The sequence below is a fragment of the Stenotrophomonas sp. 01N47 genome, assembly GCF_056399165.1.
The window spans coordinates 96495-112243 of the sequence record NZ_JBFTQU010000008.1 but is presented as its reverse complement, the minus strand read 5'-3'; the positions used below and the strand labels follow the sequence as shown (position 1 = coordinate 112243).

General features: G+C 62.6%; 11 protein-coding genes. 8 read left to right on the top strand and 3 right to left on the bottom strand.

Going from position 1 to position 15749, the window contains the following annotated elements:
• The first annotated feature begins 17 nt into the window (after positions 1–17).
• Together AC1DKR_RS15845 and tkt are read left to right on the top strand one after the other, a co-directional pair.
• Positions 18–1352: a dicarboxylate/amino acid:cation symporter gene (locus AC1DKR_RS15845; protein ID WP_099820835.1), complete on the top strand. Its 1335-nt coding sequence runs from the start codon at positions 18–20 to the stop codon at positions 1350–1352.
• Between the two features lie 202 nt (positions 1353–1554).
• Complete coding sequence (gene tkt / locus AC1DKR_RS15840) at positions 1555–3552, top strand: transketolase (RefSeq protein WP_080150598.1); 1998 nt, start codon at positions 1555–1557, stop codon at positions 3550–3552.
• Between the two features lie 111 nt (positions 3553–3663).
• Here tkt and AC1DKR_RS15835 read toward each other — a convergent pair whose 3' ends face one another.
• From AC1DKR_RS15835 to AC1DKR_RS15825, 3 genes are all read right to left on the bottom strand, one after another.
• Positions 3664–4212 carry an NADAR family protein gene (locus tag AC1DKR_RS15835; RefSeq protein WP_478033575.1) on the bottom strand — a complete coding sequence of 183 codons (549 nt, stop codon included), beginning with the start codon at positions 4210–4212 and terminating at the stop codon, positions 3664–3666.
• Positions 4213–4311: 99 nt separating this feature from the next.
• Entirely contained in the window at positions 4312–6264 is a 1953-nt protein-coding gene (locus AC1DKR_RS15830; RefSeq protein ID WP_478033573.1) for an acetyl-CoA hydrolase/transferase C-terminal domain-containing protein, read from the bottom strand.
• Between the two features lie 32 nt (positions 6265–6296).
• On the bottom strand, positions 6297–6854 hold the full coding sequence (locus AC1DKR_RS15825; protein WP_478033571.1) for a flavin reductase family protein: 558 nt from the start codon (positions 6852–6854) through the stop codon (positions 6297–6299).
• A gap of 118 nt (positions 6855–6972) precedes the next feature.
• Between AC1DKR_RS15825 and AC1DKR_RS15820 the strand changes: the two genes are divergently transcribed.
• From AC1DKR_RS15820 to AC1DKR_RS15795, 6 genes are all read left to right on the top strand, one after another.
• Complete coding sequence (locus tag AC1DKR_RS15820; protein WP_478033568.1) at positions 6973–7338, top strand: BlaI/MecI/CopY family transcriptional regulator; 366 nt, start codon at positions 6973–6975, stop codon at positions 7336–7338.
• Positions 7331–8545: a M56 family metallopeptidase gene (locus tag AC1DKR_RS15815; RefSeq protein ID WP_478033566.1), complete on the top strand. Its 1215-nt coding sequence runs from the start codon at positions 7331–7333 to the stop codon at positions 8543–8545. Before AC1DKR_RS15820 ends, AC1DKR_RS15815 begins: the two co-directional genes overlap by 8 nt.
• A complete protein-coding gene (locus AC1DKR_RS15810; protein ID WP_312786501.1) occupies positions 8545–9105 on the top strand; it encodes a hypothetical protein in 561 nt (186 codons plus the stop codon). Before AC1DKR_RS15815 ends, AC1DKR_RS15810 begins: the two co-directional genes overlap by 1 nt.
• 269 nt (positions 9106–9374) lie before the next feature.
• Positions 9375–11423: a DUF6531 domain-containing protein gene (locus AC1DKR_RS15805; protein ID WP_222388454.1), complete on the top strand. Its 2049-nt coding sequence runs from the start codon at positions 9375–9377 to the stop codon at positions 11421–11423.
• Positions 11420–15283 carry an RHS repeat domain-containing protein gene (locus AC1DKR_RS15800; RefSeq protein ID WP_442244427.1) on the top strand — a complete coding sequence of 1288 codons (3864 nt, stop codon included), beginning with the start codon at positions 11420–11422 and terminating at the stop codon, positions 15281–15283. Before AC1DKR_RS15805 ends, AC1DKR_RS15800 begins: the two co-directional genes overlap by 4 nt.
• On the top strand, positions 15280–15735 hold the full coding sequence (locus AC1DKR_RS15795; protein ID WP_222388456.1) for a hypothetical protein: 456 nt from the start codon (positions 15280–15282) through the stop codon (positions 15733–15735). Before AC1DKR_RS15800 ends, AC1DKR_RS15795 begins: the two co-directional genes overlap by 4 nt.
• The last annotated feature ends 14 nt before the right edge of the window (positions 15736–15749 follow it).

Below are 15749 nucleotides of genomic sequence, written 5' to 3'. Positions count from 1 at the left end.
TTCGAGGAATCCCGCGCATGACAGCAGCTGCTGCCGACAAGAAGAAGTTGCCCCTGCATTGGAAGATGGGCATCGGCTTTGCGATCGGCCTGGTCCTGGGACTGATCGTGCATGCCCTGGGCGGCAGCGTCGAAGGCCTGCAGACCGGTGCCAAGTGGGTAATGGACTACGTAACCACCCCGGCGTCGGGCCTGTTCCTCAACCTGATCTTCATGCTGATCGTGCCGCTGATCTTCTCGGCGCTGATCATGGGCGTGTCGGAGATGGGCGACATCCGCGCCCTTGGCCGCATCGGCTGGAAGACGCTGGCCTACACCGTGCTGCTGTCCGGCATCGCGGTGGGTATCGGCCTGGTGCTGGTCAACCTGCTCAAGCCCGGTGCCGGCGTCGATCCGCAGGTGGCCGCGCTGATGCTGTCGGAGAACGCAGAGCGCAGCAAGGAAATCGTTGCTGGCATCCATGGCACGCCGAAGGGCATGGACATGCTGCTGTCGATCGTGCCGAGCAACGTGCTGCAGGCCGCGTCCGACAATGGCGCGATCCTGTCGCTGATGTTCTTCGCGCTGATGTTCGGCATCGGCATGGTGCTGACCGACGAGGCCAAGGTCGCCCCGCTGCGTCGCGCCATCGAAGGCGTGTTTGAGATCTCGATGACCCTGATCAATCTGGTCATCCGCCTGGCGCCGTATGCAGTGGCCTGCTTCATGTTCAACCTGGCCGCGCTGTTCGGTTTCGATCTGATCATCCGCTTGGGTGCCTACGTGGGCGTGGTGGTGCTGGCGTTGGGCCTGCACATGGTGGTGACCTACGGCACTGCGGTCTGGCTGTCGGGCCGTTCACCGCTGGCGTTCTTCCGCCAGACCCAGGAGGCCACGGTGATGGCCTTCTCCACCGCCTCCAGCAACGCCACCCTGCCGACCGCGCTGCGCGTGGCCGACCAGATGGGCCTGCCGCAGCGCGTGTCGCGCTTCGTGCTGACCGTGGGCGCCACCGCCAACCAGAACGGCACGGCGCTGTTCGAGGGCGTGACGGTGATCTTCCTGGCCCAGTTCTTCGGTGTCGACCTGAGCATCGGCCAGCAGGTCATGGTGATGGCGGTCTGCATCCTTGGTGGTATCGGTACGGCCGGTGTGCCGTCCGGCTCGCTGCCGGTGGTGGCGATGATCTGTGCGATGGTCGGCGTCAATCCGCTGGGCATCGGCCTGATCCTGGGCGTGAACCACTTCCTGGACATGTGCCGCACCGCGCTGAACGTGACCGGTGACCTGGCCCTGACCACCCTGGTGGCCAAGGGCGAAGCGCCGGACACTCCGGCCGAGGCCGCGGCCGCCGCGGCCCGTCTGGACAACTGACCCAGGCAATACCTGATCGGGGTCGGATTCCTTTCCGCAGGAAGGGGCTCCGACCCCTCTTCATATGCGGAATCCAGCGCAGATCTCGACGTTGCCGGCCAACGGCCAGCACTAACGCTCTGGTCGACCTGACCCTGCCGGGCGTCTGTGGGACAATAGGCCGCCCGCAGTTCCGCGGCCGCCTCCCGATTCCGACAGAACCATGACGCAGCCTACCCGTCGCCAGTTGGCCAACGCCATCCGCTTCCTCGCCGCCGATGCGGTTGAAACCGCAAAGTCCGGCCATCCCGGCATGCCCATGGGCATGGCCGACATCGCCGAAGTCCTCTGGAACGACTACCACCGTCACAATCCGAACAATCCGCAGTGGTTCAACCGCGACCGCTTCGTGCTGTCCAACGGCCACGGCTCGATGCTGCAGTACGCGCTGTTGCACCTGAGCGGGTATGACCTGCCGATCGAGCAGCTGAAGGCATTCCGCCAGCTGGGCAGCCACACCGCTGGCCATCCGGAGCGTCACGAGACCCCGGGCGTGGAGACCACCACCGGTCCGCTGGGCCAGGGTTTCGCCAACGCCGTCGGTTTTGCCTTGGCCGAGAAGCTGCTGGCACAGCGCTTCAACCGCCCGGAGCTGGAAATCGTCGATCACCGCACCTGGGTGTTCATGGGCGATGGCTGCCTGATGGAAGGCATTTCCCACGAAGCCGCCTCGCTGGCCGGCACCTGGGGCCTGCACAAGCTGGTCTGCTTCTGGGATGACAACCACATCTCCATCGACGGCAACACCGAAGGCTGGTTCACCGACAACACCCCGGAGCGTTTCGAGGCCTATGGCTGGAACGTGGTCCGTGGCGTCGATGGCCACGATCCGGAGAGCATCAAGGCCGGTATCGAAGCGGCCCTGTCGCAGGACGGCAAGCCGACCCTGATCTGCTGCCGCACCACGATCGGTTTCGGCTCGCCGAACAAGTCCGGCAAGGAATCCAGCCACGGCGCACCGCTGGGCAAGGACGAACTGGAAGCCACCCGCAAGGCGCTGGACTGGAACTACGGCCCGTTCGAGATTCCCGAAGAGATCTACGCCGGCTGGCGTGCCGGCGGTACCGGCACCCTGCGTCAGGCCGAGTGGGAGCAGCAGTTCGACAAGTACGCTGCGCAGTACCCGGCCGAAGCCGCTGAACTGACCCGTCGCTCGCATGGCGATCTGCCGGCCGACTTCGTTGCCAAGGCCGACGCCTACATCGCCCAGGTTGCCGCCGAAGGCCAGACCATTGCGTCGCGCAAGGCGTCGCAGCTGGCCATCGAGGCGTTCGCGCCGCTGCTGCCGGAAATCGTTGGCGGATCGGCCGATCTGGCGCACTCCAACCTGACCCTGTGGAAAGGCAGCAAGTCCGTCGCCACCGACGATGCCAATGCCAACTACGTGTACTACGGTGTGCGCGAGTTCGGCATGACCGCGATCGCCAATGGCCTGGCCCTGCACGGTGGTTTCATCCCGTTCGACGCCACCTTCCTGGTGTTCAGCGATTACGCCCGCAATGCCGTGCGCATGAGCGCGCTGATCCCGGCCCATGCCATCCACGTCTACACCCACGACTCGATCGGCCTGGGCGAAGACGGCCCGACCCACCAGCCGGTGGAGCATCTGGCCTCGCTGCGCTACATCCCGAACAACGACGTGTGGCGCCCGTGCGATGCGGTCGAGTCGGCCGTGAGCTGGAAGGCTGCGATCACCCGTCAGGACGGCCCGAGCTGCCTGGTGTTCAGCCGCCAGAACCTGCCGCACCAGCCGCGCGACGCTGAGCAGATCGCACAGATCGAGCGCGGTGGTTACGTGCTGGCCGATGCTGCCGGCACTCCGGACGTGATCCTGATCGCCACCGGTTCGGAAGTCTCGCTGGCGACCGAAGCGAAGGCGCAGCTGGATGCGGCCGGCCTGAAGACCCGCGTGGTCTCGATGCCGTCCACCGATGTGTTCCTGCGCCAGGATGCGGCCTACCGCGAATCGGTTCTGCCGAACGCCGTGCGCAAGCGCGTGGCCATCGAAGCTGGCGTCACCGGCTTCTGGCGCCAGTTCGTCGGCCTGGACGGTGCAGTGATCGGTATCGACACCTTCGGTGCCTCGGCCCCGGCCGACAAGCTGTACCAGCACTTCGGCATCACCACCGCGCACGTGGTGGAAGCAGCCAAGGCGCTGTAAGTCCCGCTGCAATGGAAATAGGGAAAAGGCCGGCGAAAGCCGGCCTTTTCTTTGCCGGTCGATCCGTTTCGCCCGCCGTGCCCGTAGATCCACGCCACGCGTGGATGCGCGTTACATCGTGTCCCGCACTTCCATCAGCGCAAACCCCAGCAGATTCAATCCGCGCCACCGCGCCGGGTTGTGCGCATCGGCGTGATCCTTGGCCAGGCCGATTCCCCAGATAAAATCCACCGGACTGGCTTCGACCAGTACCTGATCTTCCGTGGCGCGCAGGAAATCGCCCAGCGCCGCATTCTGCGAGAACTTGGCCCGATTGCCTTCGACCACCAGCGCATAGCGCGCCTGCGCCCAGAGAGCTTCGTCGAAGGCCTCGATCTTCCGGCCCAGCGCTTTCACCTTGTCAGGCGTGCGGCTGGCGAGAACCTGTTCGAGGATGTCGGTGGCACCAAACAGTCGCGCTTTGCCGGCCATCATGAAGTGCTCGGCAGTGGGGTAGTGCACGCCGTCGATGTTGAAACCTGCGTCGTACCACTGGCTGAAACACGACGCCGCCACGCCCATGCGCGGCGGCTGATGGCCCCAGAAGCACAGATAACGCAGGTGCTCGCCATCGGCCTGGCGGCGTTGCAGGTCATGCAGGAAACAGGAATCGTCGTTCATCGGTACAGGATAGCGCGCTGCGCTACTGCGGTAGGTGCCAACCTTGGTTGGCACTGGTCGTTGTCCGCCGGGCATGGCCCGGCGCTACCCTCCGCGCGATCACGCGGTACGCGCCAGGGCCAGCCTCAACAACCGTGCATTGAGCCGTTCGCCGAAGTCCTTGGGCGACTGCAGTTCCATCCGCTGCAGATACACCGCGTCACCATCACCTGCAGGCTGCCACAGCGCGTCCCACACGGTACGCAGCTTGCTGCCGCGCGTCTGTGTATTGGCCTTCAACCAGCCCAGTGCCTTCACCAGCACCTGTTCGATCTCGGTGAAGTCGCTGCCCAACGGGTAATCGGGCAGGGTGCCATCGTTGCGGAACGGCGCCAGCGCCGCCGCCAGCGCCAGGGGTGTGTTGCGCTGCTGCCGCTGCGCATCAGGTTGCGCCGTGGCGGCCAGCTTGCGCGCGGCGAAGGCCTGCTGCAGCAGCGCGCCCTGGAACGGCGCTTCGGTGATGGCCGCCATGGCGTGTGCACAGTCGTCGTCGGTCAGGCCACGCACGTCGGCGATGCCGTACTCGTTGAGATAGATGTCACGCAGGTGGCGCGGAATGGTCGTGTGCCCGTAGTTCCAGCGCACATTGGAGTCGCGCTGGCCCTTGTCATCGCGCGCGGCGCGGAACATCAATACGCTGCGGGCTTCCGGCAGCGCATGCGCCATCGCCACGAAGTTGTACTGGCCGCCCACACCGGAGACCACGCGTCCGTCTTCCAGTGCATCAGACACCGCTGCGCCCAGTGCGGTGGCCATCATGCAGGAGTTGAAGAAGCGGGCGTGCCGGCGCTGCAGGCGTTCCAGTGTTTCGTTGCCACCGTAAAGCTGGTTGATCTCGCTGATGCGGCGCATGCCGATCGCCCGGCATTCGTCCTCGGGCAGGGTGCGCAGCCATTCGTAGAATTCGGATGAGCCCAGGTAGAACGCGCCGTGCAGATACTCGCCCTCCGCCTCCAACGTGGCGTGGTCGATGGACAGCGTGCTGCCGTTCTCGATGCGCTGCATCAGCGCCAGGTCATCATGCACCTTGCGCTTTATCACGCCGGTCTGCACCAGGCGGCGGAAGCCCTCGTTGAGCATTTCGCTGCAGCCGTACAGGCCGATCTCGAACGGCTCCAGCCCGCCGACCTCCTGTACCAGCGGATGGCTGGCCAGTTGCGGGTCCAGTGCGTCCAGCACGCGCCGGTAGCGCGCGTTGTCGGTGTGGCGCAGTACCAGTGCATGGCTGAGTGCATCTGCCAGGGTGCCGATGCCGATCTGCAGCGTGCCGCCGTCGCGCACCAGAGTACTGGCATACAGGCCGATGGCGTAGTCGGCGTCGGCCACCGGTTGCCGTGGCAACCCGAACAATGCCGGATACGGCGGGGGCGGGGTGATGACCAGATCGAAGAAGGACACGTCGACCGTGGCCGTGCCGCCCAGATACGGCAGCTGCGGATCGATCTCGGCGACCAGCAGAGGGCGCGGCAGGCCGCGCGCGGTCATCGCGTCCAGCGTGTCCTGGGTGATGTCGTTGTTGCAGGACAGCGAAAGGCGCCGGTCGCCCGGGCGCATCGCTACTTTCTGCACGATCACCTGCGGCGCGCGCTGGGCCACGGCGTCGGCAGCATGGGTGTAGTTGAGGCTGGTGTAGCTGGACTGTGCCTGCCGCGAGCCGAGCAGGGCACCGGACTGCATGTAGAACTCTTCCACCTGCACGTGTGCCGGCAGCGCGTCGCGGGCGATCGCATCGGCATAGGCCAGGCGCGGGAAGTCTTCACCGAAATGGCGGGCCGCGAACGGCGCCATGAAGCGCGCCTCCAGGCCGTCTCCCTTTGCCTGCGGCGGGTTCAACGACAGCGCGGTGTACAGCTGCAGCGGCCGCGACGGGTCCTGCTCGACACGCGCGTACAGGGCGTTGAGCAGGCGGTGGGGCTTGCCCAGCGCCAGCGGCGCACCGATCCGCAGCGGCCCGTCCACGCGCGCGAACAGCCAGTCAACGGCGGCGTCGAGGTCGGTGAGGTGTTCGGTCATCCGGGGCGGTCCTGCTTGGGGGAGTGCTGGCATTACAGCATGTCGGGCTTGAACCGCCGTCGACGCGAGACTTCGGCACCGGACACCATGAACTGCCCATCGCCCCGGTAATGCACCGTGCGTGGCAGCTTTGGGCGAGGCGCAACATGGGCGCGCACGATTTCCCAGATGAACAGGTTGCTCGATTCGACCTGGCTGTCGTCATGCAGGCGGCACTCGAAGCTGGAATGGCACTGGCCCACCAGCGGTGCCCCCACCTCCCGCGCTGGCATCGCATCCAGGCCGAACCGTTCGAACTTGTCCACGTCACGGCCGCTGCAGTTGCCGATGTCCACCACGGTGTCCAGCAGCTCCACGCCAGGGATGTTGATCACGCATTCGCCGCTGCTGCGGGCCAAGCTGAAGCTGTGGTTCTCGTTCCACAGGTAGGTGGCCAGCAGCGAGGGCGAGAAGCCCATCACCATGTGCCAGCCCATCGTCATCAGGTTGCGCTGGCCTTGCCAGGCGGTGCTGACCAGCACGATGGGGCCGGGCTCGAGGAAGCGCCGGGCCTGCTCGACCGGGAAGTCACGTTTGCGCAAGGGCTTCATGCCGGTACCCGCGGTGGAGGCCCCCCATGCTGGCGCAGGCGTGATGAATTACCGGTCGAGGGGTTGACAGTCGATTCGATTACGCGCGTAATCGAATCGTCGATTACGGATGTAAACCATGACCCCGATCAGCGAAGCCGAAGCCGTTGTGATGGAGGTGCTGTGGCAGCAGGCACCGCGCAGCGCCGACGAGGTGGTGGCCGCACTGGCGCACCGCGACTGGGCTGAGCCGACCATCAAGACCCTGCTCAACCGCCTGCTGACCAAGAGCGCGATCGCCGCCGAGCGCGATGGACGGCGCTACCTGTACCGGCCGCTGCTGCAGCGCCAGGCCTGGGTGGAGGCGCAGAGCCAAGACTTCATCGGCCGTGTCTTCGAAGGGCGCGTGGCACCGCTGGTCGCGCACTTCAGCGAACGCGGCCAGCTCAGCGCACGGGACATCGCCGAACTGAAGAAGCTGATCCAGGAGCTGGACCATGAATGAGCTGCTCGACGGACTGTGGCAGGCCAGCTTGTGGTTGGCGGTGGGCGTGATCCTGCTGGCGGTGACGCGGCCGTCGCTGGTGCGATTGGGCGGCGCCGGGCTGGCCTACCGTAGCTGGTGGCTGCTGCCCCTGATGTTGGCCACGCTGTTGATTCCCCTGCCACAGGTCGCGCTGTTGCAGCATGTGCCGACCTTGCCGCTGAAGGTCGTGCCGGAAGCCGTGGACAGCCTGCCAACGGCGTCGCTGCAATGGCCCTTGCTTCTGTTGTTGGTGTGGGCGCTGGGCGCGAGCCTCTGTCTGTTGCGCGACCTGCGCGCACAGCGCCGCTTCGAACGCGGCATGGGCGGCCTGCAGGCACGCGCCGATGGCAGCTGGCAGGCCAGTGGCGATCCCGGGCTGCCGGCGCTGGTGGGCCTGTGGCGGCCGCGCATCGTGGTCGGCCCCGATTTCGACCAGCAGTTCACTGCACAGGAGCAGGCACTGATCCTGCAGCACGAGCACAGCCATCGTCGCAATGGCGATCACTGGGCCAACGGCGTACTGCTGCTGATGCGCGCGGTGTTCTGGTTCCATCCGCTGCTGCCATGGGCCGCACGCCGTTTCCTGCGTGACCAGGAACTGGCCTGCGACGCCCGCACCATCGCCCCGCAGCCTGCGCTGCGCGGCCTCTACGCCAGCACGCTGCTGAAGGCGCAGCTGGTCCATCCGGTTGCGCCGGCGGTATGCCACTGGCGCAGCCAACCCGTGTTGAAGGAGCGTATCGCCATGTTGAAGCAGTCCAAGCGGAAGGCATTGCCGTGGGTGTCGGGGCAGGTGCTGGTGGTCGGGTTGTGCCTGGGCGTGGGGGCGGTGGCGTGGGCCAGCCAGGGTGGAGCAATGGCGGCCGGCCCAACCGTGGCCGTCATGGATCGGGAGATCCGGGTCGACAAGATGCCACCACCGAGCTACCCGAAGAGCGCGTTCGAGCAGAGCCAGACAGGCGTGGTGGTGCTCCGCGTCGACGTTGATGCGCAGGGTGCTGTCAGCGATGTGCGTGTAGTGAGCGCCACCAATCCGGGCGTGTTCGAAGCGGTATCGATTGCAGCAGCGCGAAGCTGGACCTATCGCCCGGCGCTGAAGAACGGCAAGCCGGTGGCGGGCGCAGTACGCATTCCGATCACCTTCGCCATGGATGAGAGCGACGAGGTGACGGAGACCGCCAGGTGATGCGCTTCGCACTGCTGTTGGCAGCGGGGATGCTGGCAGGCTGCGCCACCCAGGAACGGTTGACCACCGTCGATACCCGCAATGAGAGTGTCGGCCATCAGCGCCTGCATGCGGAAGGGAAAGGCGGCAGCGGCCAGGTGCAGGCGTACACGCTGGGAGCGACCGAAGGCTATCGGATGCCGCAGCTGTATGCGGCGCCGGATCCGCAGATTGGTGATCGTGACCCGCGCACCGAAATGGCGGCGACCACGATCTGCCTGCAGGTGGTGATCGATGCCGAAGGTGCTGTCGAGCGCAGCCTGGCGCTGGTCGACCGCAGCGAATGCGCTGCAGGCGCGGCGAGCGAGAATGCGCCGCTGTTGCAGGCTGCGCAGGAGGCGGTGGCGATGTGGAAGTATTCGCCCGCCGCGGTCTGCCACTTCGCCCCCGGCAAGGTGCCGAGCGACCGTGGCGACTGCCAAGGCGCCGAGCGAGTCGAACCGGTGCCGGTGAGCCTGCTGTACGCCTTCACCTTCGAGATCGTAAAGGGCCAGCATGTGGTGCGGAGGGAGGGGCGGTAGCGGCAGGCCATGCTGTCGGATACGGTGATGTAACGGTTGTTGACAATGGCCGGTTTCGGGCGTATCTAGGCGGCTGGGGCTTGGGGGCGCAACGCCCTACCCAGGGGAGCCGCCAGTGCTTGGCGGATCAATCGCAGTATCAACGTGTTGACGACGTCATGGATGGCGCGTGCGCGAATCCATGCGAGGGAATACGTATGGATTCGGCATTCCGCTTGATGTCCTGCCTCCTGCCCACTCGACGCACCCAGGGAGCCGCTACGTGGCGGATGTGTCGCGAACTCTATCCTTTTTCCGCTGCACTGTTGAGCGTCATTGTCTGCTTGGCATCTGCTGAGGCTGACGGGCGCATCATCCAGAATCAGCCGGGAGCGGGTGGTGCCGGCTCGGGCGCAGGACAGGGCATCACCAACCTTCCCCGTGTGGATGCTGTCCCCGACGGTGTAGTGCCTGGGCGACTGGATGGGTTCATGGCGCTCTGGGGCGTTCCTTCAAATCTTTTCCCTAGGCCAAATCAATGGGATGACTTCGTCGAACCCAGTAAGGGAGAGCCGGACCAGTCGGGGAAGGATGCCGCCGACGAGTGCCCCAAGAGTGGCAACCCGGTGGTTCTTCGCACCGGTACGAAGGTGGAAACCGAACTGGATTTCACCGGCGGTGGTGAGATGCCATTGACGCTCGAGCGCACCTTCAACTCGGCTGTGATGGATCGCTTCAACATCTTCGACACGTGGTACAGCAACCTTGATCGGCAGTTGGTCGTCTACACAGACTCGAACGAGGCGCGCATGCGCCGCCCCGACGGTCGCTATCTGGTATTCAAGCGAGGGGGAGACGGCATTTACCGGGAGGATGGTGCTCAGCAGAGTGGGCAATTGAAGTCAGTTGCGGGCGGAAAGTGGATCTACCTGAGCCCCGACCTGACTACGGAGACCTACGAAGGCACCAGAATGGTGGAGATCCGAAACGCCAATGGAGTGCGCTGGACCTTGAGTTACGGTGGTCCTGAAGGTGCCCAGCTGCAGCGTGTCACCCATAGCAATGGCCGCTATATGGAGTTCACGTGGATCCAGAAAAATGCGCAGACTGGCGTTGATCCGCGTGTGATCAAGGTGCGGGACCCGCAGGGAAACACCATTGATTACGGCTACACCCAGGACGTGTACGGGTTCCTGGAGTCGGTTACCTACAACGGCACTCCTGCCACCACGGTCAAGTATCACTACCTGTACAAGGAGTTGGGGCAGACCTACGGACTACCGCTGCTCACGGGGAAGTCGATCAATGGTCGCCGCTACTCAATGTTCACGTACGACGAGAAGAACCGAGCGACTTCGACGGCGCATACGGGGGGCGTCGAGCGGTTTGGTTTCGCGTATGAACCGGGAGCCAATGGAGAGAGCGTTACCGTGGAGACCAACCCGCTGGGAAAGGTCGCCCGCTATCGTTTCAAGGACAGGAGACTGGTCGCCATCGAAGGACTTCCGTCGGCCAATTGTGCCGCAGGGGTTGGCGAGACACATTACGACGACAATGGGAATAAATCGCTCACGTCCGATTTCGAAGGGAACCTGACCCGCTACCAATATGACGCCCATGGGCACCTTCTTCGTCGCGAGGAGGCGAGTGGAACTCCCGTGGCGCGTGTAGCGATCTACGAGTGGGACGAGCAGAGCAATCGGATCTCCTCCGAGACTCTGCAGGGCGTGCTGGAGACCAGTTACGCCTATGACGGCAATAATCGATTGACCTCCAGGTCTGAGAAGAACCTGGTACCCGGCAATGCACAGGGGGAGGTTCAGACAACTACCTTCAGCTATCAGCTGCATCCCAATGGCCTGGTAAGCAGGATGGTCGAGGATGGGCCGGGCCCAGGGGCAGGTGATGCGGTGATATCGACCTATTCGAGCATGGGCGATCTGGTGCGGATCGAGAACAGCCTTGGGCACGCCGTCGTCATGGGCGACTACACGGGCTACGGATATCCCGGCTATTCGATTGACGAGAATGGCGTGCGTACGAATTTCACCTATGACTCACGAGGACGACCTGCCGAGGTGCGGCTTGAACTGGCCGCTGGAACGCGGACTACCCGGTACGAGTACGATGCCTTTGGCAAGCTTGCCTCAGTAACTGGCCCGGATGGTGTCCGCATTTCCAATCTCTACGACGTGGCCGGGCGCCTGCTCTCTACGTCAATGCCGGAGCCAGGCGGGAGTTTTGCGGAGACCCGGTACACGTATAACGCACTGTCACTTCCTGTCAGCGAAACCATACAGCGGGTGTTCGCCGATCCGGGCCGAGGGACTCAGCCATGACCGCGCTTTTCCGCATTGTTCTCGGAGCCCTGCTGTTGATTGCAGCGGTTGGAAGTGCCTCCGCCGAGGGATGGATCAGGCTGGACGGCCCTCCAACCAACAGCTACCAGGCCCCCGCAGTTTTCGAGTTGAAGGTGAATTGGGGAGTCACCACCACAGGTCCCAAGGCGGAGTACATCGATGGGCTGAGGCTGTTGCGCAATGGCATTGTGGTGACCATCCAGGCGGGTGGTGTATATCGCGAGGCAGGTCTCAGTCCGGGGACCTATTACTACGAACTGCGTGCCGATGCGGTGCGCAATCTTCCCGATGGCGATCAGACTCGACGGTCGTTGGTATCGGCGGTCGGTCCAATTACGGTCAATGCACCTCCGGCACCTTTCGACGGCGCCGAGTTCGTCGGTTCGACAATCCCTGGTCCCCTGCAGCATCGCACGCCCTATACGTTCACCGCGACGGTGCGCAACAGCGGAAATACCACTTGGCCGGCAGGCAATGAATATCAGCTGGGAGGAGCGCATGACAGCTACGCCAGCACGTGGTCATTCTCCAATGTTCCTGTGCCGCAGCCGGTCGCTCCAGGGCAGACGGTCACTTTCAATATCAATGTGACCACTCCCCCACCTGGCGAATATGGATTCCAGTTGCAGATGATGCGGAACGGCGTCGGGCGCTTCGGTGCTTCGTCAGGTCTGGCGACACTGTGGGTGAATGGTCCGATCAACAAGGCGCATTTTATTGATCAGAACGTGCCTTCGCAGATGGAAGCAGGGAAGACATACAACGTCTCCCTGCGCATGAACAATGCCGGAAACACTACGTGGAGTCCGGCCGCGGGCTACGCGCTGGGCGCGCTGAACAATAGCACCGTATGGGGCAGTCATCGCCTTGCGTTACCTGGTGACATTGGTCCAGGCGCCACGGCGGTAATCAATGCCCAGCTGCGTGCCCCAACCACGCCAGGCGTGTACAACTTCCAGTGGCAGATGGTGCAAGACGGGGTGGAGTGGTTCGGTGTCTACACCACCAACGTGGCTGTCACAGTGACAGCGCCTCCTTCGGTCGTCACCGGCAACATTGATGGACTCTCAAGTGATGGAACGTCATTGCGTGGCTGGGCTTGCAGCACAAGCCGCAATGATCCCATCGACGTTCATCTGTATGTCCGTGGTGCGGCAGGGCAGGGAGGAGTATTTCTCGCCAGTGCCCGCGCCGATCAGGTCAGTGAACCCGCCGTAGCCACGGCATGCAAGGCGTCCGGCACAAATTACCGCTTCACCATTCCGCTGAACTATGCCCAGCGTCGTGAGCAGGTTGGGCAACCGCTGTATGTCCACGGTATCTCGCCTGTTGGAGGAGCGAACAGCCTGATCGGTTCGTCTGGCACGTATCGCGTCCAGCCGGCACCGGTAGGCAGCATCTCTGCGAGCCCGAGTCCGTGCACGATTCCATGGGGACAGTCGACCTGCTCCACGACGGTCCAGTGGCTCGTCTCCGAAGGCGATGCGCAGCTTTGGGGGGCTGTTGGCAATGGAGCGGGCACTCAGTTGGCGTCTGGGCCGAGCGGCAGTGTCGCTCTGACCAATGTAACTACCGCCGGCATGCGCCTGTGGCTGATGAGTCGGGGTGAGAATATCGCGGAGACGGCCGTGTCGACGGTGGCCGGTGTCCAGCCAGGGGAGGTGCTCTCGCGGATCACCTACAGTTACGACGAGCTCGGCCGGATGATTGCGCGTGTTGAAGGTGATGGAACAATTTACCGTCAACGATTTGATGGCAACGGTAACGTTGTTGAGCGGATCAACGGGAAGGGTGAAAGCGAGGTCTACACTTACGATGCACTCGGGCGGCGCGCGAGCTCGAGGAACGGTGCCGGAGCAATCATTCGCTACCAGTACAATGCGTTGGACAGCATCACCGCACTCACCGATGCCAAGGGCCTGATCACGCATTACGTCCGCGATGGATTCGATCGTCTCTGGCGGCAGGAGAGTCCAGATACTGGGGTAACCACCCTTTCATACACTCCGCCGTCGAGAGTCATGAGTACCACGCGGGCTGATGGAGTGATCGTCAGTGCAATCTATGATGCGCTCGGCCGTGTTCGTTCAATCTCGTCTGGTTCTGATGAACGAATACTGGACTACGATGCATGCCCGAATGGCGTGGGCAGGCTATGCACTGCCACCGTTGCCGACTCTACATTGAAAATTGGATACGCTCAGGATGGACAGATGGCCTATCGCGAAGAGCAGCCTGCGGTTCCTGGTTTGGCAGTTGCGCGAACGGCTTTCTCCTACGATGCTGCGGGAAGGTTGTCTGAGATGGTTTACCCGGACGGCATGGTTGTAACGTATGGATACAACGGCGCATGGCTCAGATCACTCTCAGCGCGTGGTGCTGGCTGGAACAAGGAGTTCATCACCGATGCGACTTATGCGGCGAACGGTGGTTTGACTGGATGGATCATGGGTAACGGGGTGGCACATCGACGACATTATGATTCGGCAGGAAGGTTGGATGGGCGTAGGGTGCTTTCCGCGAACCAAACGACTGTGCTTGATGACATCTCCTATACTTACGACGGCGCGGGAAGGATAAGTTCCATCATTGACAACATCGATGGCGCAATGAGCCAGTCAATCGCCTACGATGCAGCCGGACGAATTGGCACCCTTCAGCGCAACGGCGTTTCCCATTCCATGACCTATGATGGAAACGGAAATTGGTTGAGTCATTCCGACGCGGGATCATTGCGAACTTACCAGTTCGCAGAAACAAGCAATCAACTGGTGGGCTATGTAACCAGCCGTCTAGGGGATGTCGATCGCCACTATATCTACGACTCAGTGGGGAACCGGGTTGGAGAAAGCGCTGCCGGGGATCAGCGAGTCTTCTACTATGATGGATTCAATCGCCTGCAGCGCGTTGAAGTCAATGGCGTGGAGACGCGCTACACAATAAACGGAACAGGGCAGCGTATCGGAAAGTCGCGTTCCGGGGGGATGGCCACCTATGCTTACGGTGGGCAGAATCAGATTGTTGCGGAGAAGGACGGCACTGGAGCGTGGAAGAACTATATCTGGTTCGGCCAGGTGGTGGTCGGTGTCACGCAGGGAGACCAAGCCTATCAGGTCCATGCTGATCATCTTGGCCGTCCCGCATTGGCAACGGGTGCGTCTGGTCAAGTTGTGTGGCGCGCCTTCAACTATGCCTATGGAAGAACGGTCACCTTGGATCAGATGGGAGGACTCAACCTTGGATTCCCGGGACAGTACTATGATGCCGAAACGGGGTTCTGGTACAACGGCTTCCGTGACTACGACCCTGGCATAGGACGCTATCTCCAGAGTGATCCCATAGGGTTGGGGGGCGGTGTCAACCCCTATACCTATGTTCGCGGGGATCCCATCAATCTGGTTGATCCATTGGGTCTGGCTGATCGCTATGTATTCGACGGAGAGAGTTTGGTTGGTTACAACCGCTATGCGCCTCCGTCGCTCGATTCATCGCTGAAGGGTTCTGGATTGCCGGAGTGGAGGCAGGAGATACGCGTACCTGCCGTCTCCGGGCCTTGGGGCAAGGGAAAGCTGCCTGAAGGAAAGTACGGTGGTCGAAATTTGAGGAACCGTTCCGGTACAAAAGCAATGACCTGTCCAGATGGCAATGGTTGGAGTTTGGATCTGGATGACAAGGACGGGAGGAAGTTATTGCGAATTCATCCGGACGGAAATGTTCCGGGAACCGAAGGTTGTGTAGGTGTTGTATGCGGATACCATAATCAAGTTCATGACTCATTGATGAATGGTCTCCTTAGGAATGGGGGGCAAATCGAACTGGAAGTGGAGTACAAGCCATGATAATGGGTGAGAAATTGCTGCTGTTTGGGCTTGTTGCAACTCTCGCGTGTCCTGCTCTAGCGCAGCCACGTGATGCGGGTGCCGACCTGGTGGTCATCGGGACTAGATTGATTGCCGAATACAACAGGAAGGACCATCGTTCGGATGAATCGAGCGGTGAGTTCATTGAGGATGTGGTGATTCCTGCTGTCCACAGCGTTGTTGATCGGGGCGCGGGCAAGCTCTCCGGTGCTCAATTGGATGCGTTGGCTGAATTTTTCTGGGTGGCCGACGGTCTGGCGAGTGAGGAGGTGAGCGAGATCGCAGCGGAGGTCTATTCGGTGCAGAAGGCAGGCATATGCCTGTCGCTTGCGAAGCTTGCGAAGGCGAAGCGCGCGATTGTCATCGAGCGTATCGTCAGCGGAGTGAATGCCTCTGGCGCCAAAGCAACACCAGGAACTGTGTGTCGGTAGTCGCGTGTGATCGC

Excerpts from the sequence above, each read along its gene's own strand:
- AC1DKR_RS15825 (WP_478033571.1), bottom strand. The coding sequence starts at position 6,854 with ATGAAGCCCTTGCGCAAACGTGACTTCCCGGTCGAGCAGGCCCGGCGC.
- AC1DKR_RS15795 (WP_222388456.1), top strand. The coding sequence starts at position 15,280 with ATGATAATGGGTGAGAAATTGCTGCTGTTTGGGCTTGTTGCAACTCTC.
- AC1DKR_RS15815 (WP_478033566.1), top strand. The coding sequence starts at position 7,331 with ATGAATGAGCTGCTCGACGGACTGTGGCAGGCCAGCTTGTGGTTGGCG.
- AC1DKR_RS15800 (WP_442244427.1), top strand. The coding sequence starts at position 11,420 with ATGACCGCGCTTTTCCGCATTGTTCTCGGAGCCCTGCTGTTGATTGCA.
- AC1DKR_RS15820 (WP_478033568.1), top strand. The coding sequence starts at position 6,973 with ATGACCCCGATCAGCGAAGCCGAAGCCGTTGTGATGGAGGTGCTGTGG.
- AC1DKR_RS15845 (WP_099820835.1), top strand. The coding sequence starts at position 18 with ATGACAGCAGCTGCTGCCGACAAGAAGAAGTTGCCCCTGCATTGGAAG.
- AC1DKR_RS15830 (WP_478033573.1), bottom strand. The coding sequence starts at position 6,264 with ATGACCGAACACCTCACCGACCTCGACGCCGCCGTTGACTGGCTGTTC.
- AC1DKR_RS15805 (WP_222388454.1), top strand. The coding sequence starts at position 9,375 with ATGTGTCGCGAACTCTATCCTTTTTCCGCTGCACTGTTGAGCGTCATT.
- AC1DKR_RS15810 (WP_312786501.1), top strand. The coding sequence starts at position 8,545 with ATGCGCTTCGCACTGCTGTTGGCAGCGGGGATGCTGGCAGGCTGCGCC.
- tkt (WP_080150598.1), top strand. The coding sequence starts at position 1,555 with ATGACGCAGCCTACCCGTCGCCAGTTGGCCAACGCCATCCGCTTCCTC.
- AC1DKR_RS15835 (WP_478033575.1), bottom strand. The coding sequence starts at position 4,212 with ATGAACGACGATTCCTGTTTCCTGCATGACCTGCAACGCCGCCAGGCC.